Origin of the sequence: Paenibacillus mucilaginosus 3016 (assembly GCF_000250655.1) — a bacterium.
GTDB classification, from domain to species: Bacteria; Bacillota; Bacilli; order Paenibacillales; family NBRC-103111; genus Paenibacillus_G; species Paenibacillus_G mucilaginosus.
The window spans coordinates 721,708-747,111 of the sequence record NC_016935.1 but is presented as its reverse complement, the minus strand read 5'-3'; the positions used below and the strand labels follow the sequence as shown (position 1 = coordinate 747,111).

Below are 25,404 nucleotides of genomic sequence, written 5' to 3'. Positions count from 1 at the left end.
TTTGAATCTATCCGCTCGCACGCGGCAGACCGACGCGGCTTATTCTTCGTCGTTCTGCTCGTCGTCGGTGCCCCTGCGGGCGGCTTCATCCGCTTCTTCCCGTTCGCGCCGCTGCAGAGAATCCAGATGCTGGTCCAGCGCCTGCTGGCCGATGACCGCCTCAAGGCGGAAGATCGGCATTCCTTTGCCAGAGAACTTGGTCTCATACTCGGTCATCACGAGGTCCGTCCGCAGCCCTTCGGCATGCAAGTCCAGAGAGATGTTACGCAGCCGGATACCGAGATCGCAGAAGGAATTCAAAGAGAATTCAAACAAGGAACGCGAGTCCGTCTTAAAATGAATCTCTCCCCGCTCGTTCAGGATCACCCGGTATTTGTTCACAAAGCCGGCATGGGTCAATCGGCGTCTGGCATGGCGCTTCTTCGGCCACGGATCGCTGAAATTGAGATAGATCCGCTCAATCTCGCCGGCCTCGAACATGTTCTCGATATGCTCTATGTTAAACCGGACCAACCGAAGGTTGCTGAGATCTCCGCCGTGTTCCTCGCGCGATTCCTTAGCTTTTTCGCTGCCCCTTCGGATCAGTTCGTCGTACATGTCGACGCCTATGTAATTGATCTCCGGGTTCAAGGCGCTGAGCTGGGAGATGAACCGCCCTTTGCCCATGCCGAATTCCACGTGAATCGGTCTGTCGTTGCCGAATACCTCGGACCATTTCCCTTTATACATTTCCGGTTCCAGTACGACCAGCTCCGGCTGGGCCTCCAGTGCTTCCTTGATCCCCTTACGTCCTCTTAACCGCATTGAATTGCTCCTCCAGGTGCTCTTGATATGGCTCGATTATACTCTCTATTCCGGGGAATGAAAAGACCGGCCCACCCTGCAGGTAGGCAGAGGGGCCGGCCTGATAACGGCCTACAAGGCGGACTGCTAGACTTCAAGCAGCTGATAAGCAAGCTTATCGGCTTCCGGAAGAAGGATCGTCTCCAGCTTGGAACGCACTTTCCTGCGGGCACCGGCCGCGATCTGCGGCTGGGCATGAAAATGAATGCCCGAGGCCAGGGCCATGGCTTCCTTAAGCGTAAGCTCCACCATGATCCGCTGCTCCCCGTTCAGGGTCCGTGAGTTGAGCATGGCTTAACGCTGCTGCTGTTGATTTTGGTTTTTGCCGCGCATGCCGGCAAGACCCAGAAGACCGATCAGACCCAGCCAGCCCCAATCCATACCGTCGTCATTGTTGTTGGCAGCTGCCGTACGGTAAGTGTTGGTGCCGTAGTTGCCGCCGTAGCCGTAGCCCGTACGGTCGTTGGCGTTGGTGTTCATGTTCATGCGGTCAAGCAGGCCGCCGCGGTTCGTCCCGGTACCTGTACCTGTCGTACCCGTACCGGTTCCGTACGTGCCGGTAGTCCCCGTGCCCATGCCGGTTCCGTATGTTCCCGTACCTGTGCCGGTTGTTCCCGTACCCGTACCATACGTACCTGTGCCGGTTGTCGTACCCGTGCCCGTAGTCGTACCCGTGGTGCCCGTGCCGGTTGTACCGTAAGTCGACGTTGTCCCTGTGCCCGTGCCAGTCGTAGTCGATGCCAGTGCCTGACCGCTAAAGCCGATAGACGCCGTCAACGCCAGTGCAACCACCGTTTTACCGAACTTGTTCATGTCGTGAGTATTCTCCCTTCTCAAGCTGGAATGGTGTTGCCGCCTTGCAACCATAGCATGGACACGGGACCTGCTTCTTATCCGGTGTGCGCCGCAGGTGTATGTTGTCAAGGGAAAGGTTCGCTTTTGGGGTCATTTTTCGGTAGAATAAGAAGGTACGATCAGCATGGCTCAGGCCTATAGAAGGAGTATTCTTTATGGAAAAAACGATGGAGCTCCCGCAGCAGTTGTGGGGAGATAAACGTTTTCATACATGGAACTATGAAATGCGCGAGCAGTTCGGCACCAAAGTATTCAAGGTCATGCTCGACGCCGGCTTTACCTGCCCGAACCGTGACGGGAAGATCGCCACAGGCGGCTGCACCTTCTGCAGTGCCAGGGGGTCGGGCGACTTCGCGGGCTCGCGCCGCGACGATCTCGTAACGCAGTTCAATAAGATCCGGGATCTGCAGCACCGCAAATGGCCGGAGGCCAAATATATCGGCTACTTCCAGGCTTACACCAATACGTACGCTCCCGTCGAGGAACTGCGTGAGTACTATGAAGCGATTCTCGCCCAGCCCGGAGTCGTCGGCTTATCGATCGCCACCCGCCCGGACTGTCTGCCCGATGACGTGATCGATTATCTTGCGGAGCTGAACGAACGCACCTACCTCTGGGTGGAGATGGGGCTGCAGACCGTGCACGAATCGACGTCCCAGCTCATCAATCGGGCTCACGATACCGATTGTTATCTTGAGGCCGTTGCGAAGCTCAGAGCCCGCGGCATTCGGATATGCGCCCATATCATCTATGGCCTGCCGCAGGAAACCCACGAGATGATGCTGGATACCGGACGTGCCGTGGCCGCCATGGACGTGCAGGGCATCAAGATCCATCTGCTTCACCTTATGCGCAAGACGCCCATGGTCAAACAGTACGAGGCCGGGCTGCTCCGCTTCCTGGATAAGGACGAGTATGTGAACCTTGTCGTCGATACGCTGGAGTTCCTGCCGCCGGAGATGATCGTGCACCGGTTGACCGGGGACGCGCCGCGCGACCTGCTCATCGGCCCGATGTGGAGCCTGAAGAAGTGGGAAGTGCTCAACAGCTTCGATGAAGAGCTCCGCCGCCGGAATACCTGGCAGGGCAAGAAGTGGCAGCCGGTCGTCGGCTAGCTTACCCTTCAGGCGACGATGATTATAGTAGAAATACATGGTTAAATAGATAACACCGGATATGCGGAGGAGGAGACAGGATGAAGAAGGTGCACTGGCTGCTGATGGCAGCCCTGCTGGCGGCACCGGCCTGCAGCAAGGAACCGACGCCGAACACCCCCGCAGTGGAAGTGCCGCCTGCCCCCTCCCCGCAGACCGGGAAGCCGGAGGAAGGCAGCGCTCCCGCCGGGAGCGGCGCCCCGGAGAACGGAAGCGGGGCGGTGCAGCCCGGAGAAGACGGCACGAACGCGGATGCGGGTGCCGCGGGAAGCGGCAGCACAGCGCCGCCTGCGGACGGCAGCGAAGGTTCCGGCACGGCGGCGGGCGGAAGCGGGACGAGTACCGCCCCGGCAGCGGGCAGCGGCGGCAGTACGTCCGGCGGAAGCGGGACCGGCAGCAAGCCCGCCGCCGGGGGCGGCACGAGCAGCGGCGGAACGAAGAAGCCGACCGCGCCGAAGCCCCCGGCGGTTCAGCCGGCGCCTCCCGTGACGCCGCAGGAGCCGGCACAGCCCCCGGCAGCGGGCGTCAGCGACCCGGCGACTGCCGGCCCGACAGCCGCAGCGCCTCCGGGCGACGCCGTCATCGAAGTGCCGACCGGGGAGCTCATGGAGCCGCCCACCGCCAACTAGAAGGAGGCTTCGCCCCATTGGGATTTCTTTCGATACTTAGCTTTGCCCACAAGCTTGTGGAAGAACGGCTGCATCCCGGCGACACCGCCGTGGATGCCACCGCCGGCAACGGCAATGACACGCTCTTCCTGGCCCGTCTCGTCGGCGGTACCGGAACGGTGCATGCCTTCGATGTTCAGCCGCGGGCCCTGGAACAGACGGCACTGCGGCTCGGCCGGGAGCTGCCGGAGGGCCAGCAGCGGGTGCACCTGCACCTGCGCAGCCACGGGGAGATGGAGCGGGTGCTGCCGGAGGAGGCCCGCGGCCGGGTGGCTGCCGTCATGTTCAACCTCGGCTACCTTCCCGGCGATGATCATGCCACTGTGACCCTGCCGGAATCGACGCTGGAGGCGCTTCAGGCCTCCGCCAAACTGCTGCGCCGCGGGGGCATCATCACCGCGGTCCTGTACACCGGACACCCGGGCGGCCGCGAAGAAGCCGATGCCGTGGAAAAGTGGGCAGCCGGGCTGTCCCAGCGCGAGTTTCAGGTGCTGCAGTACCGGTTTGTGAATCAGGTGCATTCGCCCCCTTACCTGATCGCCGTTGAGAAGCGGGTATGAAGAACCAAAAGTAAGCAGCAAAGCCCGGCGTTCCGTCGATGTGCACCGCACACGGGAACCGGGCTTTTATTGTATTCGTTGTAAATCTATTACCGGCTGACCCGCCCTCTTCTCCATTCTCATGCATTCTGCGCTTCCTGCCTCCCGTCCGCAGAACCCGACATCCCCGCCCCGCATTCTTACGGCTTCTCTCCTATAGCCAAACCCGGGCAGGGGTTGATATAATGCTTGATAGAAAAACATGGGGAGTCTGCCGGGTTCTGTACCCGGTGGTCTTAAACCCCAATAGAATCAGGAGAGTGGAATAGATGAAACCATATCCGCTGCAATGCCAACCGGAATTCAAGGAACGCGTATGGGGCGGCCGGGCCCTCGAACAATTCGGACACGAGCTGCCCGAAGGACCGATCGGTGAGGGCTGGATGATCGGCGACCACCCGAACGGCACGACCAAAGTGGTCAACGGCGAGCTCGCCGGCCTGGGCCTCGACCAGATTCGCGAGCAGTACGGCGAAGCCTTCTTCGGAAGCAAAGGCTTCTCGAAGAAAAATGGGCGCTTCCCGCTGCTGATCAAGCTGCTCGACTGCCAGGACGACCTGTCCGTACAGGTGCACCCGAATGACCATTACGACCGTCTTCCCGAAGGTGAGCTTGGCAAGACCGAAATGTGGTACATCCTGGATGCCAAGCCGGGCGCCAAAATCATTTACGGCCTGAAAGACGGCGTTACCCGCGAATCCCTCGCCGCCGCTATCGAAGAAAACCGCATCATGGACGCCCTCAATGAGATTACTGTCGAAGCCGGCGACTCCTTCTATATCCCTTCCGGTACGGTTCACGCGCTTGGCGCAGGCGTACTCGTAGCGGAAATCCAGCAGAACTCCGACAGCACTTACCGGCTGTACGATTACGGCCGCCTCGGACTGGACGGCAAGCCCCGCGAGCTGCACATCGAAGATTCCCTGAATGTCATTGCTTATGAGAATGCCGGTTCCACTTACATGAAGACGAACCTCACTTCCTCGAATGAATGGCTGACCCTGGCCCAATCCCCCTTCTTCGTAACCGAAAAAGGACAAGTCGAGGGCTCCTGGAGTCTGCAGACGTCGCCGGAGAGCTTCGTGATCCACATCGTATGCGAAGGTACCGGCAAACTGCGCTGGGCTGACGGCGAGCTGAACGTAAAGCCGGGCGAGTGCTACCTCCTCCCTGCCAATCTCGGCGAATATTCCTTCGAAGGCTCCCTGACGATTCTTCGCAGCTATCTGCCATAAGCCACTTTCCCGCTTCGCCCATAGGCTCTAAAGCAAATACCCCATCGATCCGCCGGACGCGGAGCCATGGGGTATTTGGTATGGGCGGGCAGCCCGATCTCAGGCTGATTCGTGGCACAAAGGATTAGGGAGCCAAACCATTCCGGGCATGGGCTATCCCCCTGCGGCATGCTTCACACGGTGAAAGATCGATGCCTCTAATGACTTCGAAGCGCAGCTGCCTCCAGCCGCATTACAGCGCGAAGGTTTCCTGCAGATCCATCGTAAAGTACTGCACGCCAAGCGATGTATCCGGCGGGAAGTACACGATGAGCAGCTGCTCGGCCGGATCGGTCTCGCCGGACTGCAGATAAGTCTCGAGGCGGAAGGGGAGCACTTCGACCATCACGTGCTTGTGGAGATCCTTCTCGCTGATCCGAAGCTCAGCGAACGTCTGCGAGACCAGAGCAGGCTGCTCGGCAAGCAGACGGTATAGGTCGGCCTGTCTCGCCTTGTCCAGTGAGAAGTCCCACCAGATTTTGCGCGGCTTGTACTTGTGATTGCCGTAGTAATCCAGCTTCATGAGCCCCTCGATCACCTGCAGCTCCTTCGTCCCGCGGTCCTTCAGGAACGCATGAAGGCGGGTGAACAGATCCTCGAGCTGGTGACCGATCTTCTGCCAGCCGCGCGCCTCCCAATAATCCCCGAACTCCTGGAAGAAGTCGAAGGCCGAGGCGAATTCCCGGCGGATCAGGTAGCCTACCGTATAGTCCATCCGGTGGGCATTCCAATATTTCTCCAGCACATCCTCCACCCGCTTGATCCGCACAAGATCGGAGAACGGCAGGATGTCGTTGCCGAGAATCTCGTAAGGCGCGTGGTCCATGTAAATGTAGCCGTACTTCTCCGCATCGTGCCGCATCCCCGTACCGCGCAGCATCTTCAGGAAGCCGAGCTGCAGCTCTTCGGGACCGAGCTCGAACACGTCGTTGAACGTTTTGCGGAAGGAGTTGTAATCCTCTTCGGGCAGGCCGGCGATCAAATCAAGATGCTGATCGATCTTGCCGCTCTCCTTGACCTTGGTCACGGTGCGAGTCAGCTTGGTGAAATTCTGCCGGCGCTTCACCAGTGAGTTCGTCAGGTCGTTCGTCGACTGGACGCCGATCTCGAAGCGGAAGATGCCCGGCGGCGCATGCTCGGCCAGGTAGTCGAGCACCTCGGGGCGCATGATGTCCGCGGTGATCTCGAACTGGAACACACAGCCCCGGTGGTTCTCGATGAGGAACTGGAACATGTCCATCGCGTAATCCCGCTTGATGTTGAATGTGCGGTCTACGAACTTGATCAGCTTCGCCCCCGAGTCGATCAGATAGAGCAGATCGCTCTTCGTCCGATCGATATCGAAGTAACGGACCCCGACTTCGATGGAAGAGAGGCAGAATTGACAGGAGAACGGACAGCCCCGGCTAGTTTCGAAGTAAACCACGCGGTTGGCCAGGGACGCAATGTCCTCCGGGAACCGGTGCGGAGAAGGGATCGCATTGAGATCCAGCTTCGGACGCGGCGGGTTGATGATCACCCGGCCCTCCTTGCGGTAGGCCGTTCCGAACACACTGTAAAAAGATCGGCTGCCCGAGAGCTCCGTCAGAAGATGATGGAAGGTTTCTTCCCCTTCGCCGACGACGATAAAGTCCACTTCGGGAATCCGGTTCATCCAATACTCGGTGTCGTAAGAGACCTCAGGACCGCCGAGCACGACCGTAACCTGCGGCATGATCTTCTTCAGCATGGAGACGACCACGATGGTCTCTTCGATGTTCCATATATAACAGGAGAAGCCCACCACATCCGGCTGCTTCTGGTACAGATCCATTACGATGTTCATCGCGGGATCCTTGATCGTGTACTCGGCAATGCGGATGTCCGGGAAGTCCTTCTCACTGAACGACTTCAGATAGCGCAGGGCCAGGGACGTGTGAATATACTTGGCGTTAAGCGTCGATAAGACGATGGATTTCATGGGTTTGGTCATACCTCTTCGTTCCCGTTTTTGTTGGCGCGTTTTGCTGAACAGTATGCCTTTTATTCTACACCGAATCCCCAGGGAACACAAAGAAGAAGCCGTACGCCGGCTCCCTCTGTGCTTAGTTCATCATCATGCATGTACCTTAAGAAAATACCCGGCGCCCGCCGGTCAGCTTACTTCAGCTTGCCCGCCGCATCCGTCACCGCAAAATTATAGATAACGGACCGTGTTACCTTCTCCCCGCGCTCGTTCGTGCCTTCCACGTCCAGCGAGAGGTTGTACACACCGGGCTGCTGCGGTGTCTCGAACGAAACGGCCAGCTTGCCGTCCTTCAGCTCGCCCGATCCCTGAAGCTCCCCGTCCTGGCGCTTGCGCTGCGCCGACTTGCCTTCGCCTGCGGCATGCAGGTCCGCCCGCTTCAGCGAGCCTTGAACCCGGCTGCCGAGATCCACGTTCAGCTGGGCGCGCTCTCCCTGGCGGTAGACCTTCTTGCCCGCTGTCACGCGGGTCTTCACTTGGCCGCCTTCGACAAGGCGCGCCGCAGCGAAATACGCGTCGCCTGTTCCCGACACCTCCAGCGTCCAGCTGCCGGCTTCCGGCTTCTCCACCTGGAATGTGCGGCGGATTGCCCCTTGGAACACGTCATCCGCTTCCGGCGCGGCAGGCGCGTCGGACGGGCTGTAGGTGCGGCCGGACGGAGCCCGCAGCACGAGAGCCGTATCTGCTTTGGCCGTCAGCACTTCCAAGGTCATGGACTGCAGGCCGCTCTCCAGCGGCAGCTGGGCTTCTACCGTGCCGTTCACCTCGCCGCCGCGGAAGATGAAGCCGACCTCACCATTCGCTTCGGATGCGGTGTTGGTGCCGCCAAGGCGCGGAGCTACCGGAAGCTTGCCGCCTTCCGCCGAAGTCAGCGCCATGGCTTGTACAGCACTGCCCGTGCTCAGCTTCGGCCGTACCAGCGACCACGTCTCCGAGGCTTTTACCATCGCACTGTGCGAGATGTCCTTGGTGAAGCTGCGGATGCCGTACGGCAGCCCGAAGGCCGAATCGAGCGAGACCGCCCCATCGTCTTCTCCCGGAAGAATCGCATGGGCGAACCAGTAGCTCGTGAACCAGCCGTCATCTCCCATGCCGCCCGACATATATGTAACAGTCGCCTTGTTCTCTGTCCTTGCATCCGTCTGGGAGCGGAAGTTCGCCATATACGAAGTTTGCAGCGAATATACGGCGTCGTCGTTTTTGCCAAGAAGATCGGCCAGCCAGGATGCCCAGGAGCTGTACGCCAGATCGGCAAGCTCCGAGCCCTTGTTCGGCGTCGAGAGCTGATGCACCACATTCACGTAAGAAGCGGCGCCGTAGTGCACGAGAGCCGTCTGCGTATCGATGCCGCCCTTGGAGTGCGCGATGATGTTGATTTTGGACACGCCGTAATGCTGTGCGACCTTGCGGATGACCTCCGCCAGCTTAGCGCCGTTGGTCCACATATTACCGCCGGTCCCGTCCGCATCCTTGAGCTGGACGAAGGCCGTGCGGTAACCCGCATTGTATGCCGCTTCGTAGTATTTGTCCGTGCCGAGCCATGTGGAGTAGTCGGAATGAAGGCCCTGGACGAAGAGAATGACCGGCTTGTCCGCCGTTGCTCCGGGAGGGACGGCCCCGGTGTACCAATCTCCAAAATTCCCGCTCGGGTTCTCATCGTGGAGAACGGGAGTGGGGGCGGCGGCCCCGGCGGCCGAGGGAACGGCGAGCGCGGCGGCGGTCATCAGGACGATGGCGGTGCGAAGGACAGGACGGCGAAACATGAATACATCTCCTCTCAACTATTCCTTAATTTGGAATAACTTCCTCTCATAGTATAAGGGAAATGTATTTTCGCTGTATACGGGGGGACTTAATTTTTTGTAAACGGATTACTCGATGCGGGATATTGGGTGTCCTCCGAGGAGTAGACCGAGTGGCATGATGTGATGAAAGTGAAAGGAGATCCGCCGGTTGAGAGTAGCCCAAAGAGATGATGTGATGTGAAACATCAGATAACCGGCTTGATAAGTGTAAAGTGAACGGTATATGATTCAAAACATCATAAATGTGAGGAGATCCGTCCTTGGGACCGGCCGAAAGAGATGATGCGATGTAAAACATCAGATAACCCGCCTGACGGCTTCACGGCGAGCCGTTCGTGATGGGAGTGCTCCTGCCCCGGAAGACTGACTGCTTCGCCTTCCTTATAAGAGACACGTCGCGTGTGGATGGGTACAGGATAGAAACGAGCAACTGCCGGCTGCACTCGCTCTCCCCCGCACACAAAAACGGAGCGGCTGCCCCAATCCGGGGTGACCGCTCCGTTCTCTACCCATCCCCGTAACCTCCGGGGACTTATGTCCAGGCCTGCTGCATGTCATTCCATTCGCCTTCCGGAGGCAGCTCGGTCAGCATGAATTCGTCCTGCCCTTCCTCCGTCCAGATGCTCGCCTGGCTCATCAGCTGCTCTTCCACTTGGTCTTTCTGTGTCCGGAGCTCATCCGCCACGCTGCCTTCGGACCGCTCGATGGTGTTCTTCAGGCGGCTGCGCTCCGCGAGCCTCTTGGCCATTTGATACAAGATCATGCGCGTCCTACTTCCCTTCGCTTCATATTTTCTTGTCCTTACTGTACCTTGCGAACATTAAGACAAGATTAGAGGAACATAAACCTACCGTTAAAATTCCCCATAGCACGATATGCAGCTTCAAGAAGTAGCATTTCCCATAATTGTGTAAATCATGCGGCTCATTCCGCCCGTTTTACTCCCACTTGAACGTAAAGCTCGCCAGCAAAAAGGCGGCCGCCATCCATCCGCCGAGCAGCAGCGCCTCGCCCCAAAGCGTATCGAGGCCGGCGCCGACGTTCATCACCTGGCGGAGTGCCGTCGTGAGGTGGGCGATCGGCAGCAGCTTCACGATGCTCTGGACGATCCCCGGCATGCTGCCGATCGGGAAGAACACGCCGCCGAGGAACAGCAGCGGGAAGGAGATCACCCCTGCCAGCGGCCCTGCGCTCTCCGGCGTCTTGGCCAGTCCGGCGATAATGAAACCGATGGACATGAAGGCCAGCGTGCCCAGGACCACGAAGCCCAGGAGCAGCAGCCACGAGCCGCGAACCTGGGTGCCGAAAGCCAGCGCCCCGACGAGCAGGACGATCAGGGCCTGCGCGCCGTTCATCAGCAGCCGGGCCGTAATCTGTGCGGCGATGAAGGTCGAGGCGCGCAGCGGAGTGCTCTGCATCCGCCTCAGGATGCCTCGTTCCCTCCATGAAGCAATCTGGCCGGCGACCCCGTTCAGATTGTTCGACATGATCATCATCGCCAGAATGCCCGGCACCAGAAAGTCGATATACGCCAGCTTCAGCGCCTGCACACCCTCAGGCTCGAGGGCAAGCCTCGGCTTATAGCCGGACAGCTCCTTGTCGATGCCGTCGACAATCGGTCCAAGCAGCTGCAGGCCCACGGTCGATACGGTCGCATTCGTTTCGTCATAATAGACCTTCAGCGGGAAAGCTGCGCCTTCTTCCCGTATGATTAGAGTCGTGACCTGCGAACTACTAACCGTTACCACAGTTCCGTCCTCCAGCTTGATCTTGGAGCCCCGCTCCGAGCTTACTGGCTCTTCCGGCAGATCTACAGACGTTGCAGCCGCGCCCACGGCCATGGCGTACCCCTGCGGAATGACGATGACGAGCTGGTTGTCCCCTTTCTTCAGGGCGTCCAATTCCGCTTCCACCGCCCCGCCCTCCTTCAGCTTCAGAACCGGGCTCTCCCGCAGGGCCGTCACCAGCTTCTGCGAAGCCAGGGTCCGGTCCAGATCCACTACCGCGCCGTTCACCGATACGGGATTCCCCTTGCCGAGGAAGGTGCCGAGCATCACCATGAAGAACACCGGAAACGCCAGCGACCAGATCAGCACCTGCCGGTTGCGGGAGAACAGCCGGAGCTGGGCGAGGGTTAACTGGATGTAGGCTCTCATGCTTCCCTCAAGCTCCTTCCGGTCATATGGATGAATACGTCTTCAAGTGTTGCCGTACGGGTCTGCAGGTCGAGCACGCTCCACGCTTCGGCCTCCGCCGCGGCAATCAGGTCCACCAGCGTCGGCTGCAGCGCGTCGGTGTAGAGGACGAACACCTCGCCCCGCTGCTGCACCTGCTTCACTTCAGCCACCGCCTGCAGACGCCGCCGTCTGCGCTCCTGTTCCTCCGCCTCGGCTCCCTCGGCCCCCGCCAAACGGAACTCCACCGCACTTTCCGACTGCAGGCTGCGGACCAGGCTCCGGGGCGTGTCCAAGGCGATCACCTGACCGCTGTCCATCAGACAGATCCGGTCACATAGCACATGCGCTTCGTCCATGTAATGCGTCGAGAGCACGACCGTCTTGCCCCGCTCCTTCAGCCGCAGGACGATATCCCACAGGGTGCGGCGCGCCTGGGGGTCCAGCCCCTGTCGTCGGCTCGTCGAGGAAAACGACCTGCGGGTCGTTCACCAGCGCCAGCGCAATGGCCAGCCGCTGCTTCTGCCCGCCGGAAAGATGCTTCACGCGGTCTTCCGCTTTTTCCGTCAGGATCATATCCTCCAGCAGCGGATCCACCGGCACGCTCTTCGGATAGAAGCTGGCGTACATACGCACCATCTCACGCACCGTGAGCAGATCGAACAGCGAGGTCGACTGCAGCTGGACACCGATCGCTTCCTTGACTTTATCCTGCTGTGTCCGGGTATCGTATCCGGCAACCAGGGCATGTCCCTCATCGGGACGGCGAAGCCCTTCGATCATTTCCATCGTCGTTGTTTTGCCCGCGCCGTTCGGACCGAGCAGCCCGAACACTTCCCCGCGGTATACGTCAAAGCTCACCCCCCGTACCGCCGTAAAATTCCCATACCGCTTCATCAGGCCCAGGGCCCGGATGACTGCTTCCGTCACATACTCAACTCCTTTGCTGTCCAGATATCGCCAAGCATATCTTGAAGTATACCATTCGGCTGCCGGAGGGTGCATCTTCCGCGGGATTGAGATACACGGCTTCGCCCGTCCTTAATGGACGATTCGCGTTTATTAACAATATAACGGGGCCGAGCTTGGGCGAAAATTCTTATATTTCAAACCAAAGGAGCCTTCCGGCTCCTCCGTTTGAGCAGCTTTTCTTCATTAATACGTACTGTAAATCGCATCGCAAATCCCCGCCCGCGGTTCATAGAAGCAGTGCTTCTTATACCGCGCCACATGAGGCTGGGTATACCAGGTGGGCGGACAATCACCCGGCGGACGCCAGTACCACAGGCTGTACTTGGCCGGCCAGATTCTCTCCCCGTTCACCGCACGGCGGGCCAGACGCTTCTCTCTCTCCCTGGGCCTCTGGTAGAAATACCCATGCTGTGTAGCCTCAAAGGCATGAGGCTGATAAACCATCTGTTCGATCGTACGGATGCCTTTAAAATCGGAACAGTTGGAGCGGATCCGGTTAATGCCCACGTTGCCGACCATCAGCATGCCCGGTTCGCCTTCGCCTTCCGCTTCCGCCCGGAGCAGCCTTGCCAGCAGATCGATGTCCTGCTCTCTGGCTTTTACTACCGCCATCGTTCTCACCTCATTCGATGTGGGGATTCGGTTTCTACCATAGATTATTAAGGGCCTAAGGAATTGATACCACTCACGGGGAAATTCCCCCGGTTTCACGATCGGCGGCCGGTCGTGGTATAGTAAAGGCAGCCTGAACTACAGAACGGAGTGAACCTGCTGTGACCAACAAACCTACATCCTCCCGCTGGACAGGCCGCCCTTCGGGCGGCTCCAAGGAACGCCGCGGCGGCAAGCCGGCGCGTCCCGCCCGTCCGTCCCGCCCGGCAGCCAGATCCACCGGCGCCCGGCAGGCCGCCGCCGGTACGGGAGCCCCGCGGCAGGCGCCCAAAGCCCGGATCCTGCCCGTCCAGGAAGCGGGAGAACTGCTGAACTTCCTGCTCGCCCATCTCAACATGGGACGCAATGCCGTCAAATCGCTGCTCGCCCGCGGGCAGGTCTCAGTGAACGGCCGGACCGTAACAGTATACAACCATCCCCTGCTCCCCGGGCAAAGTGTGACCGTCAGTAAGGAGCGGATCGTGGAAGCCCCTCCGCTGATCGGGCTGACCATCCTTCACGAGGACAGCGACATTATCGTTGTGCGGAAGGAGGCGGGCCTGCTCTCCATTGCTTCGGCCCAGGCACAGGAGGAGGAGCTGACGGCGTACCGCCAGCTGATGGCCCATGTCCGCCACCAGGACCCTTCGGGCCGTATCTTCGTCGTACACCGGCTCGACCGGGACACCTCCGGTGTCATGCTCTTCGCCAAGAGCGAGCAGGCGCAGCAGACCCTGCAGAATGCGTGGCAGGAGATGGTGCAGGAGCGCACCTATGTCGCCTTGGTCGACGGCATGGTGAAGAAGCCGGAAGGCACCGTGAAGTCGTGGCTGAAGGAGAGCAGCACGCTCAAGATGTATTCGAGCCCGTACCCGAACGACGGGCAGCTGGCCATCACGCACTACAAGGTGCTGCAGGCGGCAAAGGATTTCTCTCTGCTCGAGGTCAACCTCGAAACCGGACGCAAAAACCAGATCCGCGTGCACATGCAGGATATCGGCCACCCGATCGCAGGCGACCGCAAATACGGCTCGAAGTCGCGGACGCTGAACCGTCTCGGCCTGCATGCGCGGGTCATTGCTTTCACCCACCCCATGACAGGGGAGCTGATGCGGTTTGAGACCGAGATACCGAAGGCGTTTCTCGGGCCGCTCAAGGGCAGTTCTCTTAAATAGAAGAAGAAGCAGGTGCCGGGAACCTGCTCTTTTTTTATATATACATGCTCATGAAATCTTTACGAAATCTTTATAAAACCTTTATAATGTGCTACATTTACGTAGCAGACAAACCTTTTTTCAGTAGCCCCCATGTAAAACAACAGGGTACCAAGACTAACTATATAAGGTGTGGATTATGAAACGAGATGATTTATCTTTATTTTCAATGTTGGTCTATATTGGGGTTTATATTTCGGGGCGATATTTATTGGTCGAAGACATAAAGCTTTCTTTTATTCCGTTGATCCTTGACCTGCTCCTTGGCGTACTGATTATCGTTGTAAGCTTATTATTAAAAAAACTGCATTCTTTAGCAGGGATCGTTTTCATGCTTGTCTTCAGCCTGTTTCATATTGCCAACATGGAATACATATTCGCAATGGATCATACGATCAATCTCTCAGACTTTAAATTTTTGGGTGATAAACAGTTTCTAGCTGGTACGTTATCTCATTTTAACTTCCCATTGTATAGTGTACTGCTTATTTTAAGTGGTTTGCTGAGTATTTTTGCAAGACCGGCTTCCAAGATCTTTATGAAACGTTCCTTGGTAGTATCCGGCATTTCTATTGTATTTTTATTGTTCCATGCCATCGTCTTTCCTTCCGCTGCATCATGGAAAGAGAGCAACTTCACAGTTGAATCATTCAGCAATACATTATATTCCATGTCTGAAGCCAAAACAAGAAATCCTTGGACCTTCAGGATCAAAAACGCTACCAAGAGACCTTCCTTTCGGATAAGCTGCAGGCCGGTGAATCATTATTACCAGCTACAGCAAATCAAAGTAGGAAAAAAAATGTTCTCTTCGTGGTCATGGAAGGAATACCCGGTGTTTACCTCGAGAAGAACCAGATTTATACCGGCATTCAAAATCCGATCAAACTGAACAGCTTGAATAAGATTGTCGATCATTCCCTGGTGGTGCCCAATTTTATAACACATAATAATCAAACGATTCGAGGCCTATATTCCATTCTTAGCGGGGATTACCCCAAACTGGATGCCTCCACCCCTAAAGCTTATGAATATGATCAGATAGCCGAAAACAGCAGAGATAAGCATCTTCCTGTTCTTTTAAAAGAACAAGGCTATAATACGGCTTTTATCCAGGCCTCCCCGTTAGAGTTCATGTCAAAGGATCGCTTTATGAAGGCTTCCGGTTTCAGCCAAGTCGTCGGGCAGGAAGGATTCCCACACCATTATATCCCCTTTGCTTGGGGTATTGATGATAAAGCATTCTTTGAACAGAGTCAGAATTACCTGAAGGAACTCAACCAGAAAACGGAACCCTGGTTTGCAACTTTATTAACAGTAGGCACTCATCATCCTTATGCCGTGCCAGAGGATTTAGAAAAAGAGTACCCTGACCGCAAAGAAGCGGCTGTACGCAATTTGGATAGGGCTTTAGATAGCTTTATCGATTTTTTAAATACTTCCGGTATCGCCAAAGATACTTTGGTCATGTTTATTTCGGATGAGTCGCATGGGGTGGATAATCAAACTTTGGGCTCCAATTGGGGGTTATGTCTGGCCTACTCACCGGACTTTACAACTTCTATTACCAACGAGGGCGTTTTCGGACACCTAGATCTTTTGCCGTCCATTGTGGATTATGTTGCACCTGAAAAGTCTAAAGACCTTCCAGGTCGAAGCATATTCCGAAGTTATCCGGATGAGAGATCCATATTGTTCTCCAGTCACTACTCCGGTGATCTTTATTTTTCGAACAAGAAAGGAACCATCAACCAAATTAATAATCGTGGGGAACTTTATACCCTGACTTCGTCAAATGGCCAAATGTTCTCTGATAAGTACAATACAGAAAAATCAACCGATGTTGAGCTAAAGTCCGACATTGAAACCTATAAAGAAATGGCCGACCAATCTGTAATTAAAGAAGGAACACCGAGTGATATATCGATTATTGAACATGCGATCTTCGACCTGGAGCGCAACAAGCCGGTAAGAGTGACGGATGGACAGTACTTGACGCTCCCAGCTAAAAGTATGGTGACTCTGAAGTTTGATTACGAGATAGAGTCCGATCAATTGAATACGATCAAGTTTAACTTGGGCGTCAATGACCCCAGTAAAGAACTCACCAAAATAGTAGATGGAAACAATAAAAAGGGCACGCTCATATATAAATTTTATAATCCGAATGAAATCGTTAGATATTCCTTTTATTTGGCACTTCATCCTTACGGAAATACAAAGGAAACTAACAACAATCTGGGTAAGATTCATATTTCCAATTTATCTGTGCATTTTGCAATTGATACTACGGATAGTTTTGAAACCTATGATAAGAACAGTCTGGTTAACGGTGGAAACTTAATTCCGTTGATGCATACGACAGGAATAGGTGCTTACCCAGCTTCGAATACAGAAATTCGAGTTAAATCTTCAAACCAGAACGAAATCATGGTGTATGGTCCTTATCTTACTTATCCGAACGGCCGGTATGTGCTTAGATATAAATTCAAAATGGACGAAGCAGTTAAAGACGACCATCCTTTATTTGCGATTGATGTACAAACGGATGGTGCGAGTGGTCCGCCACTAACGGAAAAAATCTTCACATTCAATCAATTGGAATATGACGGAGAATATTACACAGCGCAAGTACCATTTGAAATTGTTTCCGAATTACACCAGCGAGAGAACATGGAATTCCGTCTCAGGGAGCTCCGCAGCCTTAACTTGACCATAGAGGGCATAACAACCGAAAGACAGCCCTAATGACTTCCCTACAAACCGGCTCATGCATACAGCAGGAGTCGGTTTTTCTCTATGAAAACCACTGAATTTTAAACGAAACATGACTGATTTTTGAGTGGGGATTGTCCGGGGTTTCCCCTATAATGAGGAAGAATTTTCAACACCGGACCGCAGCTTCCAAAGAAGAAAGGGGGACCGCAGACGACATATTGTAAGCGCAATCAAATGCAGGCTTTCAAACTCTTTCAAGGATGGTGACTCTTCATGTCTCCCAAAAATAAATCTCTTCTGGCCCGCCGCGCTCTGGCGATCTCTGCCGCACTCCCCCTCTTGTTCAGCGGCGTGAGCGGCGCCTCCGCAGCCGAGGTCGTGGGCGGCAAGCCCGCCCCGGCCGTTCAAGGCAAGGGAGTACAGCTCGAATACCTGGACCGCGGGCTCGTGGCCGCCTCGACCTCCCAAGGCGTATTTCTCAGCTGGCGGCTGCGTGCCGGTGAAGTGACCGGTGCTTCCGCCAGCGGCCTGACCGGCGCCACGTTCCATGTCTACCGCGACGGCCAGAAGCTTGCAGCCGTTACGGACAGCACGAACTTCCTCGACGCGTCCGGCTCCTCCGCCTCCCGTTATGAGGTGGCAGCCGTGGTGAACGGACGGGAAGTGGACCGCAGCGAATCCGTCTCGCCCTGGGCGCAGGCTTACTACGACCTCAAGCTTAACAAGCCGGCTGACGGCGTCACCCCTGCCGGGGAAGCGTATACTTACTCGGCCAACGACATGAGCGTCGGCGACGTGGATGGGGACGGGCAGTATGAGTTTTTTGTCAAATGGGATCCTTCCAATTCCAAGGACGTCTCGCAGGTCGGCTACACCGGCCAAACCTACATCGACTGCTACCGCTTTGACGGCACCCTGCTGTACCGCATTGACCTTGGCGTAAACATCCGTGCAGGTGCACACTATACCGACTTCATGGTGTATGACTTCGACGGCGACGGCAAAGCGGAGCTGATGTTCAAGACAGCTCCCGGTACCAAGGTACATCAGTATGACAGCCAGGGCACCGTCACTTCCTCCACCTATATCACCATGCCGCAGGAGGACCTGCTCGCCGGATACAGCAACACGGATGACTACCGCCTGAGCAAGCAGGGCTACTATGAGCATGTCGTGAACATGTTCATGAACTGGCACAAGCACGAAGAAGTGGTGGCCGGGAACTGGCCTGCCACGCTCGAAGAATGCTTCAGCCTTCCCCAAAAGTACGATTACCCGTTGTCCCGCGTTGATGCACAGAGCCTGACGGACTACTTCATGGATGTGTATGCTCCGAGCCGCAGCGCCCGCAACAACCTGCGGAACTTCGAAGGCTTCATCCTGAGCGGTCCGGAGTACCTGTCCGTGTTCAGCGGCGCCACAGGTGAGGAGCTTCGGACGATTCCATACAAACCGGGCAGAACGGACGACGGCCTTATGTGGGGCGACTATGCCATGGGCCGGATCGAGCCGGGCAACCGGGTGGACCGGTTCCTTGCAGGCGTTGCTTACCTGGACGGCAAGAAGCCTTATGCGGTGCTCGCGCGCGGCTACTACACCCGCTCGACGCTTATCTCCTACAGCTGGGACGGCAAGCAGCTTAAGGAGCACTGGAACGTGGACAGCGGCTGGGTGCCGATGACCAATCCGTTCAACGACGGCCCGCACGGCCGTGACGGACGGGATCCGGTATACGGTACCCTGACCACGCAAGGCGCCCATACCCTGAGTGCGGCCGATGTGGACGGGGACGGCGCGCAGGAGATCGTCTACGGCTCCGCGACGATCGACCACGACGGCAGGCTGCTGTACAGCTCGATGGACATCATGCCGGAAGGTAGTGCCACGCCGGGCACCACAGCCCGACTCGGCCACGGGGATGCGCTGCATGTCACGGACATCGATCCGGACCGCCCGGGCCAGGAGATCTTCATGGTGCACGAAGGCGGCGCCTATGCTCCCTACGGCTATGCCTTGAAAGATGCCAAGACCGGCAAAGTCATCTACGGCGGTTACACCGGCAAAGATACCGGACGCGGCATGGTCGGCGACGTGGATCCTGCCCGGCGGGGACTGGAGACGTGGGCGGTAGGTCTCTGGACGGCCCAAGGCGAGAAGATCGGCACGACGGCGCCGGGTACGAACATGAACATCAAATGGGCCGCGGACATGACGACCCAGATCGTGAACGGAGCCATTGAAGCGACGCCGTCCATCGACGATTGGACGCGGGGCCGCCTGCTGACTGCGGAAGGCACCCGGACCAACAACTACACCAAGGGCAACCCCGGCCTGGTCGCCGACATCTTCGGGGACTGGCGCGAAGAGCTGCTGGTACGCACCGCCGACAGTACGGCGATCCGCATCTACCTCAGCACGGAAGTTACGAACCGCAAGCTGTACACCCTGATGCACGATCCGCAGTACCGCGCGGAAGTCGCCCGCCAGAACACCGGCTACAATCAGCCGTCGTACACCAGCTTCTATTTTGCGTCGGATACGGATTTCCGCAAGGTGCCGGTTCCTTCCTACTGGACACCCGGGCTGTTGAACGTGCTGAAGGGACTCCTAGACAAGTACGAAGCTTCGGGCGAGCTGCAGGGTTCCCTCGCTTCCCAGCTCAAAGAGACGCTGAAGCAGGCTGAGCACCAGTTCGGCAAGGGCTCTGCCGGTGCAGCCGCCAGGCACGTGGAGAAATTCCTCGAGCAGCTGCGCAAGCACGGAAATAAGGCAGCCCTCTCCGAAGAGGCGGAGAAGAACCTGATCTACCATGCGAACCTGTTCCTCCAGACATGGAACGCGAAGAACTAATCATAACCAAGTAAACGGCTTCGCCGTCCTATAAGGAAAATGCACGTTTATAAGAAATAGAAGATTACAGAATTTAGCCTCGGTGACACATTATTTCTTATACTTGCAGCAAAGCCGCCCTTGGCATCGACCAAGGACGGCTTTTTTTGGCGTCCTGTCACCTCACCGACTCTTTCCGAGAGAACCAAAGCCCGCTGCTCCTTACTCAGGCTGTGGAACGTACCCCTTTTTGAAAATGGTATACCACTCCTGCAAGCCCTCGCCTTCCATCACGCCGAGCTTCTCCAGAATATGCGCCGCGAATTCCACGGCCGCCGTGCCGTTGGCGGTAATCCAATTCCCGTCGCTGACCGACTGGGCATCGACATACCGCGCCTCCCCCTGGTACTCCGGCGCCCCTTCCTTGAGATAAGCAAGAGAGTTGCCTGTGTGCCGGTCATGGTCAAGGAATCCATACCGGGCCAGGAACGTGGTGGCATCACAGATCGCCGCGACCGGAACAGACTCACGGACACAGAAAGCTACCAGCTCCTTGACCGGCACATTCCTCTCCTCTAACCAGGTGGTTCCGCCCGGCAGGATGAGCATCGCCGGCTTGGCATCCGGTTGGTAATCCTTTACACTGTATTCGGGCAGCACACGAAGACCGCCCATCGACACTTTCGGTTCCAGATCAAGTGCAATCGTGCGGATCCGGAAGCCTGTGCCGGGCTTGTTGAGCACCGCCGTAACATACGAAGCCTCCCAATCCGCGAATCCGTCGGTAAGCAGCAGCAGTACATCTTTCATATTTATATCCTCCCTGTACCTCTTGGGTTATAGTTCTTATGATTGATTGTAACACCCCTACCCTGACAACAGGGTGTCAGCAAAACAAGGCTCATAGACAATAAAGTACGACTGACTGCTAGGAGACCATTCAACTTACTACAGCCAAGGAGGAGTCCGATGCTTAACCGGATGAAACAGGAAGCCCGCCGCCTCAAATCACAGCTCATGACGCTCTATCTCTGTGCCAAAGACCCCCGGGTACCGGCCGGGGTACGCCTCTTCGCCCTGCTCGTCGCCGCTTACGCCTTCAGCCCCATCGATCTGATCCCCGACTTCATTCCGGTGCTCGGTTACCTTGATGACCTGATCCTGGTGCCTCTCGGCATCATGCTTGTGCTGCGCTGGATCCCGAAGCACGTGCTGGAGGATAACCGCCGGCGGGCGGAAGAACTGAAGAACCGACCGACGAACTGGATAACCGGTGCACTGTTCATCCTGGTCTGGATCTTCCTCGCCTTCTGGTTCTTTCGCTGGCTGCTCCGCTTCTTTTGACCGTGGACAGCGGAAGGCCGGCTGTGCTCCGGTGGATAACATAAACAGCCTTGATCCTCCCCCTTGGGGAAAGGATCAAGGCTGTTTGCGGTTCAGCCCCGGGCGGGCTCTGCGGCCTCGGCTCCTTCAGGCAGGGCCCCGCTCCCCTTCCGGCGCTTGATGTACCGGAAGCAGAGCACGGCTGAGCCTACAGCTGCCGCCGCCATCACCCAGTACAGGCCGGAGAAGACAGAGGCAAGGGGCCGGGAAGTCGGCCAGGCGAGTACCGTGCTCGTCAGGGCGACTCCAAGGGCTCCGCCAAAGAACTGCGTGAGCTGGGACAGGCCCATGCCCGCACCAATCTCGCTGGAGGCCAGGATCCGCGACATTTCATTGGAAGCGCTGGAGCCGATGGCGGAGACCGAGACACTCAGCACCACATACGCGCCCGCGATGGCGTACACGGATTGGGCGGAGAACATCGCGAACCCGGCTGCCGCCAGGATCAGGCCCGCATGGCCGGCAGCGATGACCGGCGTATTCCCGGCACGGTCGATCCACCTGCCGATCCTTGGGGACAGCAGGGCGGTGAGGATGGCCCCCGGGAAGATGAGGAACCCCGTAACCGTAGAACTGGTGCCGAAGAGACGCGAGAGCATCATCGGCATCAGGAACAGGGAGGAGAAGTTCAGGATGTAAGCGATAAAGCCCATGGAGAGCAGGCCGAGATAGTTCCGGTTTCGCAGCAGCGAGGGCTGCACGAACGGAGCGTCGGTCCGGTGAATCCGAACCCAGAAGCCCGCCAGTGCAGCGGCCCCGACCGCCAGGGTCAACCACTGGCGATTCGTCAGGAAGAGCAGCAGGCCGGTTACACCGGCGCCGATCAGCAGAGCGCCGGTCCAGTCGAAGCGTACCGGGGCCGCCGTCTGCTGAGGCAGGTTCCGGTAGAACACCGGCAGCAGCAGAAGCACCATAGCCGTCACGATGAACAGCATATTCCATCCCATATACTGCGACATCGTGCCGCCCACGATCGGACCGAGACCGAAACCGAACGAGGCCGCCGAGATGATGGTGGACATCGCCTTGCCCCGGCGCTCCAGGGGGACGTACCGGGTAACGAGCACGACACCCAGACCGGGAGCCGACGCTGCCCCGACTGCCTGCAGCAGTCTCGCGGCCAGTACGCCGTAGAAGTGGTGCGAGAGCAGGCCTACGATCGACCCTGTACCGAGCAGCAGCAGACCGGCGGTAAGCAGGGTGCGGATCGGCAGGAAATCCGACAGGCGGCTGTACGTGATGGAAGCGATGGCGAACAGAATGGAATAGCCGGTCACAATCCATGAGGCACTCGTGGTCGACAGACCGAGATCGGCAGCTACCGTGGGCAGCGCCACATTGAACATGGTGGTATTCATCACCACCAGCAGAACCGTCAGACTCCAGAGCGGAATAATGAGCGATTCCTTGAACGAAGAGGAGATGGGGGAACTCACGGGGAAGGCCTCCTTTGGCGTACATTTACTTTTCCCATAATAGTATTATAATAATAGTATTATCGAAATATATCCCAATTGTTCCCTGCTGTCAATCCCTCCCTCTGCTGCACCGCCTCCTTCCCTTTTGCTTTGCGGGAGGCTGTAGTACAATCGGGGTATGAATGATTAAAGGTGGTTCTCTCCTATGACTTCCAACCCGAACCTGATCAATCCCTTCTGGCGCTCACTGCTGGAATTGAACCGCACCCTGAAGCAGACACTCTGCCTGCTGAGTACGGAAGCGGAAGTTCCGCCTTCGGCCGTTTCCCTCATTTTCAAAATGGAGCACGATACCGGCATGAAAATCAACTGCGTGGCCGAATACCTCGGCATGACCATCGGTGCCGCTTCCAACCTGCTCGACCGCTTGGAGGAGAAGGGCTGGACCCAGCGCCTGCGTTCCGAAGAGGACCGCCGCATCACTTATGTGAACCTGACCCCGCAGGGGATGGAACAGCTGCTGGCCTGGAGGAGCCGCTTCGCCGGCCATGCGGAAGCGATCTTCGGGAAGCTCGACCCGCAGCGGATTGAAGCGCTGGCTGAGGCTGTAAGCGATATCTCCCTCTACTTAAGCGAATATAATGCGTCCTACGAAGAGGGGAAGAACACCAAGTGAACGCTTGAACCCTGCCTGTGGCTGTAAATCCCACAACACGGGCAAGTCTTCGCTCCGGCGAGATAGCCGAAGCCCCCGATGACGAGCAGTACGAATCAAAAGAGACGGCCTGCCTCCTGCAGCCGGCCGGGTGCTCCTGCTGGCATCCACACTTTATACAGTGCCGGCAGGTTTGTTTTTTCTCTTCCCGGCGGCCGAACGCCTCCAGCTTGCAGTACAGCCTTCAAGGCCGGAGCTTCCCATCAGGAAGCCCAGCCTTCTCTTTGTCTTATCCGCATCTTCGCTAAGCGATGCCCGAGTGATTCCTTCTATCCTAATCCTCCCTTCAATCCTAATTCTCCCGCGAAAAGGGATTCCACCTTCTTTTCTCCCATGATCTGTAACTTTTTGGGATGGATTGAAGTCTAAAGGGTGTATGCAGCAACCATTGCATACTACCCTTCCTTTCATCCCACTACCAAGGAGGCTGCTCGACATGCATCGCGAAACCGAAACGGATATTGCCATCATCGGCGGCGGCGTAGGCGGCTTTGCCGCTGCGCTCTCGGCCTGCCGCATGGGCAAACGGGTTGTCCTGACCGAGGAGACCGACTGGATCGGCGGACAGCTGACAAGCCAGGCCGTTCCCCCGGATGAGCACCGGTGGATCGAGCAGTTCGGCTGCACGCGCAGCTACCGTCAGTTCCGCGAAGGCGTACGCGCCTTCTACAGACAGCACTTCCCTCTCACGGCCGAAGCCCGTGCCGTTTATCATCTGAACCCCGGCAACGGCGGGGTCAGCCGCCTTTGCGCGGAGCCGCGTGCCATGCTGGAGGTGCTGCAAGGGATGATCGCCCCTTACGTGCACAGCGGCCGTCTGACCGTGCTGCTGCGCTACCGGCCTGTCCATGCGGAGACCGACGGGGACCGGATTCGATCCGTCACCGTACAGGAAGCCTTCGGGTCCCGTCTGACCCTCCGCGCCCCTTACTTCCTGGACGCCACCGAATGCGGAGACCTTCTGCCGCTGGCCGGCGTGGAATATGTGACGGGAGCGGAATCCCGGAGCGATACGAATGAGCCCCATGCTCTGGAAGGGCCGGCCGACCCTCACGATATCCAAGCCTTCACCTGGTGCCTGGCCATGGATTATCTCGAAGGGGAGAACCATATCATCGACAAGCCCCGGGATTATGCGTTCTGGCGGAGCTATCAGGCCGACTTCTGGCCGGACCGGCAGCTGAGCTGGGTATCGCCGAATCCCGTGACGCTGGAGCCTACCGAAGAAACACTCTTCTGGGGCACGGAGAAGTACCCTCTCTTCATTTACCGGCGGATCCTCGACAGATCCAATTTCGTCCCGGGGACCTATCCGAGCGATATCTCGGTCGTGAACTGGTCCCAGAACGACTATTGGCTCGGGCGGATCTACGATGTGCCGCCGCACGAGGCGCAGCGGCATCTCGAGGGCTCCCGGCAGCTCAGCCTCTCTCTCTTGTACTGGCTGCAGACCGAGGCTCCCCGGCCGGACGGCGGGACAGGCTACCCGGGACTGCGGCTGCGCCCGGACGTGATCGGAACCCCCGATGGGCTCGCCAAAGCCCCATATATCCGGGAGTCCCGCCGCATCCGGGCCCAATTCACGGTCCTGGAGCAGCATGTCAGTGCGGCGGTACGCGGGGAGCAGGGAGCCGTGCCCTTTCCTGACAGCGTCGGCGTCGGCTGCTACCGGATCGATCTTCATCCGAGCACCGCTGGCCGGAACTATCTGGACATCTCGTCCCTTCCCTTCCAGATCCCGCTCGGCAGCCTGCTGCCCATACGGGTCCGCAACCTGCTGCCGGCCTGCAAGAATATCGGCACGACCCACATCACGAACGGCTGCTACCGGCTTCATCCGGTCGAATGGAACATCGGGGAGTCCACCGGGGCGCTGGCCGCTTACTGCCTGGATCAGAAGACGGAGCCTCTTCAGGTCCGCCGCGATGCCTCCAAGCTGGAAGCTTTCCAGAGCCTGCTGACGGGTTTCGGGGTGGAGCTCGCCTGGCCGAAGATCGGCGCCGTCTGACCGATGCTGTTTTCTGGAGGGACGGCCCCTCAATGACAGAGCGCCTTAACGACGGTCACATGACAAGAGGATGACCCTGAACACTGGTCATATGACGGATGTCTCCCTATCATGAAGAG

21 protein-coding genes and 1 pseudogene are annotated in these 25,404 nt (G+C 57.5%); 11 read left to right on the top strand and 11 right to left on the bottom strand.

Annotated elements, in window-relative coordinates; genetic code table 11:
- Positions 1 to 39 precede the first annotated feature (39 nt).
- The 3 genes from trmB to PM3016_RS03395 all read right to left on the bottom strand — a co-directional run bounded on the left by trmB (position 40) and on the right by PM3016_RS03395 (position 1,656).
- Positions 40 to 804, bottom strand: a complete 765-nt coding sequence (gene trmB, locus PM3016_RS03405) for a tRNA (guanosine(46)-N7)-methyltransferase TrmB (protein WP_013914482.1) — start codon at positions 802 to 804, stop codon at positions 40 to 42.
- 126 nt (positions 805 to 930) lie between these two features.
- Positions 931 to 1,134 carry a hypothetical protein gene (locus PM3016_RS03400; protein WP_013914481.1) on the bottom strand — a complete coding sequence of 68 codons (204 nt, stop codon included), beginning with the start codon at positions 1,132 to 1,134 and terminating at the stop codon, positions 931 to 933.
- 3 nt (positions 1,135 to 1,137) lie between these two features.
- Positions 1,138 to 1,656, bottom strand: coding sequence for a WGxxGxxG family protein (locus PM3016_RS03395; protein ID WP_014368414.1), 519 nt, complete (start codon positions 1,654 to 1,656; stop codon positions 1,138 to 1,140).
- 197 nt (positions 1,657 to 1,853) lie between these two features.
- On the opposite strand from PM3016_RS03395, the gene mnmL reads away from it, so the two are divergent.
- From mnmL to PM3016_RS03375, 4 genes are all read left to right on the top strand, one after another.
- Complete coding sequence (gene mnmL, locus PM3016_RS03390) at positions 1,854 to 2,813, top strand: tRNA modification radical SAM protein MnmL/YtqA (RefSeq protein ID WP_013914479.1); 960 nt, start codon at positions 1,854 to 1,856, stop codon at positions 2,811 to 2,813.
- Between the two features lie 80 nt (positions 2,814 to 2,893).
- The gene (locus tag PM3016_RS03385) at positions 2,894 to 3,481 is read left to right on the top strand and encodes a hypothetical protein (RefSeq protein WP_014368413.1); all 588 of its coding nucleotides are present in this window, start codon (positions 2,894 to 2,896) and stop codon (positions 3,479 to 3,481) included.
- A 17-nt stretch (positions 3,482 to 3,498) separates the two neighbouring features.
- On the top strand, positions 3,499 to 4,080 hold the full coding sequence (gene mnmM / locus PM3016_RS03380; protein ID WP_013914475.1) for a tRNA 5-(aminomethyl)-2-thiouridylate-methyltransferase MnmM: 582 nt from the start codon (positions 3,499 to 3,501) through the stop codon (positions 4,078 to 4,080).
- 308 nt (positions 4,081 to 4,388) lie between these two features.
- A complete protein-coding gene (locus tag PM3016_RS03375; RefSeq protein WP_013914473.1) occupies positions 4,389 to 5,354 on the top strand; it encodes a type I phosphomannose isomerase catalytic subunit in 966 nt (321 codons plus the stop codon).
- Positions 5,355 to 5,586: 232 nt separating this feature from the next.
- Here the strand turns inward: PM3016_RS03375 and PM3016_RS03370 are convergent, their stop codons facing one another.
- From PM3016_RS03370 to PM3016_RS03345, 6 genes and pseudogenes are all read right to left on the bottom strand, one after another.
- On the bottom strand, positions 5,587 to 7,353 hold the full coding sequence (locus PM3016_RS03370; RefSeq protein ID WP_013914472.1) for a B12-binding domain-containing radical SAM protein: 1,767 nt from the start codon (positions 7,351 to 7,353) through the stop codon (positions 5,587 to 5,589).
- A gap of 179 nt (positions 7,354 to 7,532) precedes the next feature.
- A complete protein-coding gene (locus PM3016_RS03365) occupies positions 7,533 to 9,161 on the bottom strand; it encodes an alpha/beta hydrolase (RefSeq protein ID WP_013914471.1) in 1,629 nt (542 codons plus the stop codon).
- A gap of 574 nt (positions 9,162 to 9,735) precedes the next feature.
- Complete coding sequence (locus PM3016_RS03360) at positions 9,736 to 9,966, bottom strand: hypothetical protein (protein ID WP_013914470.1); 231 nt, start codon at positions 9,964 to 9,966, stop codon at positions 9,736 to 9,738.
- A 175-nt stretch (positions 9,967 to 10,141) separates the two neighbouring features.
- On the bottom strand, positions 10,142 to 11,359 hold the full coding sequence (locus PM3016_RS03355; protein ID WP_013914469.1) for an ABC transporter permease: 1,218 nt from the start codon (positions 11,357 to 11,359) through the stop codon (positions 10,142 to 10,144).
- Positions 11,356 to 12,274 (bottom strand): annotated as a pseudogene (locus tag PM3016_RS03350) (ABC transporter ATP-binding protein). Before PM3016_RS03350 ends, PM3016_RS03355 begins: the two are co-directional and overlap by 4 nt.
- Before the next feature lie 258 nt (positions 12,275 to 12,532).
- Positions 12,533 to 12,961, bottom strand: coding sequence for a cell wall hydrolase (locus PM3016_RS03345; protein WP_013914467.1), 429 nt, complete (start codon positions 12,959 to 12,961; stop codon positions 12,533 to 12,535).
- 161 nt (positions 12,962 to 13,122) lie between these two features.
- Between PM3016_RS03345 and PM3016_RS03340 the strand changes: the two genes are divergently transcribed.
- The 4 genes from PM3016_RS03340 to PM3016_RS03330 all read left to right on the top strand — a co-directional run bounded on the left by PM3016_RS03340 (position 13,123) and on the right by PM3016_RS03330 (position 19,782).
- Positions 13,123 to 14,175, top strand: a complete 1,053-nt coding sequence (locus tag PM3016_RS03340; RefSeq protein ID WP_014368411.1) for an RluA family pseudouridine synthase — start codon at positions 13,123 to 13,125, stop codon at positions 14,173 to 14,175.
- A gap of 178 nt (positions 14,176 to 14,353) precedes the next feature.
- Positions 14,354 to 15,106: a hypothetical protein gene (locus tag PM3016_RS39270; protein WP_238540425.1), complete on the top strand. Its 753-nt coding sequence runs from the start codon at positions 14,354 to 14,356 to the stop codon at positions 15,104 to 15,106.
- Positions 15,034 to 16,962 carry an LTA synthase family protein gene (locus tag PM3016_RS03335; protein WP_014368410.1) on the top strand — a complete coding sequence of 643 codons (1,929 nt, stop codon included), beginning with the start codon at positions 15,034 to 15,036 and terminating at the stop codon, positions 16,960 to 16,962. Before PM3016_RS39270 ends, PM3016_RS03335 begins: the two co-directional genes overlap by 73 nt.
- 243 nt (positions 16,963 to 17,205) lie before the next feature.
- Positions 17,206 to 19,782 carry a rhamnogalacturonan lyase gene (locus PM3016_RS03330; protein WP_013914464.1) on the top strand — a complete coding sequence of 859 codons (2,577 nt, stop codon included), beginning with the start codon at positions 17,206 to 17,208 and terminating at the stop codon, positions 19,780 to 19,782.
- 201 nt (positions 19,783 to 19,983) lie between these two features.
- On the opposite strand, the gene PM3016_RS03325 is transcribed toward PM3016_RS03330, so the two are convergent.
- The gene (locus PM3016_RS03325; RefSeq protein WP_013914463.1) at positions 19,984 to 20,571 is read right to left on the bottom strand and encodes a type 1 glutamine amidotransferase family protein; all 588 of its coding nucleotides are present in this window, start codon (positions 20,569 to 20,571) and stop codon (positions 19,984 to 19,986) included.
- A 159-nt stretch (positions 20,572 to 20,730) separates the two neighbouring features.
- On the opposite strand from PM3016_RS03325, the gene PM3016_RS03320 reads away from it, so the two are divergent.
- Positions 20,731 to 21,105, top strand: a complete 375-nt coding sequence (locus tag PM3016_RS03320) for a YkvA family protein (RefSeq protein ID WP_013914462.1) — start codon at positions 20,731 to 20,733, stop codon at positions 21,103 to 21,105.
- Positions 21,106 to 21,197: 92 nt separating this feature from the next.
- Here PM3016_RS03320 and PM3016_RS03315 read toward each other — a convergent pair whose 3' ends face one another.
- Complete coding sequence (locus PM3016_RS03315; RefSeq protein ID WP_014368409.1) at positions 21,198 to 22,580, bottom strand: MFS transporter; 1,383 nt, start codon at positions 22,578 to 22,580, stop codon at positions 21,198 to 21,200.
- A gap of 187 nt (positions 22,581 to 22,767) precedes the next feature.
- Between PM3016_RS03315 and PM3016_RS03310 the strand changes: the two genes are divergently transcribed.
- Both PM3016_RS03310 and PM3016_RS03305 read left to right on the top strand, forming a co-directional pair.
- Positions 22,768 to 23,238 carry a MarR family winged helix-turn-helix transcriptional regulator gene (locus PM3016_RS03310; RefSeq protein ID WP_013914460.1) on the top strand — a complete coding sequence of 157 codons (471 nt, stop codon included), beginning with the start codon at positions 22,768 to 22,770 and terminating at the stop codon, positions 23,236 to 23,238.
- A 475-nt stretch (positions 23,239 to 23,713) separates the two neighbouring features.
- The gene (locus PM3016_RS03305; protein ID WP_014368408.1) at positions 23,714 to 25,285 is read left to right on the top strand and encodes an FAD-dependent oxidoreductase; all 1,572 of its coding nucleotides are present in this window, start codon (positions 23,714 to 23,716) and stop codon (positions 25,283 to 25,285) included.
- Positions 25,286 to 25,404: the final 119 nt, after the last annotated feature.

What these genes read in the sequence shown, in the direction of transcription:
- PM3016_RS03305 (WP_014368408.1), top strand. Translation starts at nt 23,714, where the DNA reads ATGCATCGCGAAACCGAAACGGATATTGCCATCATCGGCGGCGGCGTA.
- mnmL (WP_013914479.1), top strand. Translation starts at nt 1,854, where the DNA reads ATGGAAAAAACGATGGAGCTCCCGCAGCAGTTGTGGGGAGATAAACGT.
- PM3016_RS03345 (WP_013914467.1), bottom strand. Translation starts at nt 12,961, where the DNA reads ATGGCGGTAGTAAAAGCCAGAGAGCAGGACATCGATCTGCTGGCAAGG.
- PM3016_RS03365 (WP_013914471.1), bottom strand. Translation starts at nt 9,161, where the DNA reads ATGTTTCGCCGTCCTGTCCTTCGCACCGCCATCGTCCTGATGACCGCC.
- PM3016_RS03360 (WP_013914470.1), bottom strand. Translation starts at nt 9,966, where the DNA reads ATGATCTTGTATCAAATGGCCAAGAGGCTCGCGGAGCGCAGCCGCCTG.
- PM3016_RS03335 (WP_014368410.1), top strand. Translation starts at nt 15,034, where the DNA reads ATGGAAGGAATACCCGGTGTTTACCTCGAGAAGAACCAGATTTATACC.
- PM3016_RS03325 (WP_013914463.1), bottom strand. Translation starts at nt 20,571, where the DNA reads ATGAAAGATGTACTGCTGCTGCTTACCGACGGATTCGCGGATTGGGAG.
- PM3016_RS03355 (WP_013914469.1), bottom strand. Translation starts at nt 11,359, where the DNA reads ATGAGAGCCTACATCCAGTTAACCCTCGCCCAGCTCCGGCTGTTCTCC.
- PM3016_RS03320 (WP_013914462.1), top strand. Translation starts at nt 20,731, where the DNA reads ATGCTTAACCGGATGAAACAGGAAGCCCGCCGCCTCAAATCACAGCTC.
- PM3016_RS03385 (WP_014368413.1), top strand. Translation starts at nt 2,894, where the DNA reads ATGAAGAAGGTGCACTGGCTGCTGATGGCAGCCCTGCTGGCGGCACCG.
- trmB (WP_013914482.1), bottom strand. Translation starts at nt 804, where the DNA reads ATGCGGTTAAGAGGACGTAAGGGGATCAAGGAAGCACTGGAGGCCCAG.
- PM3016_RS39270 (WP_238540425.1), top strand. Translation starts at nt 14,354, where the DNA reads ATGAAACGAGATGATTTATCTTTATTTTCAATGTTGGTCTATATTGGG.
- PM3016_RS03395 (WP_014368414.1), bottom strand. Translation starts at nt 1,656, where the DNA reads ATGAACAAGTTCGGTAAAACGGTGGTTGCACTGGCGTTGACGGCGTCT.
- PM3016_RS03370 (WP_013914472.1), bottom strand. Translation starts at nt 7,353, where the DNA reads ATGAAATCCATCGTCTTATCGACGCTTAACGCCAAGTATATTCACACG.
- PM3016_RS03375 (WP_013914473.1), top strand. Translation starts at nt 4,389, where the DNA reads ATGAAACCATATCCGCTGCAATGCCAACCGGAATTCAAGGAACGCGTA.
- PM3016_RS03310 (WP_013914460.1), top strand. Translation starts at nt 22,768, where the DNA reads ATGACTTCCAACCCGAACCTGATCAATCCCTTCTGGCGCTCACTGCTG.
- PM3016_RS03400 (WP_013914481.1), bottom strand. Translation starts at nt 1,134, where the DNA reads ATGCTCAACTCACGGACCCTGAACGGGGAGCAGCGGATCATGGTGGAG.
- PM3016_RS03330 (WP_013914464.1), top strand. Translation starts at nt 17,206, where the DNA reads ATGTCTCCCAAAAATAAATCTCTTCTGGCCCGCCGCGCTCTGGCGATC.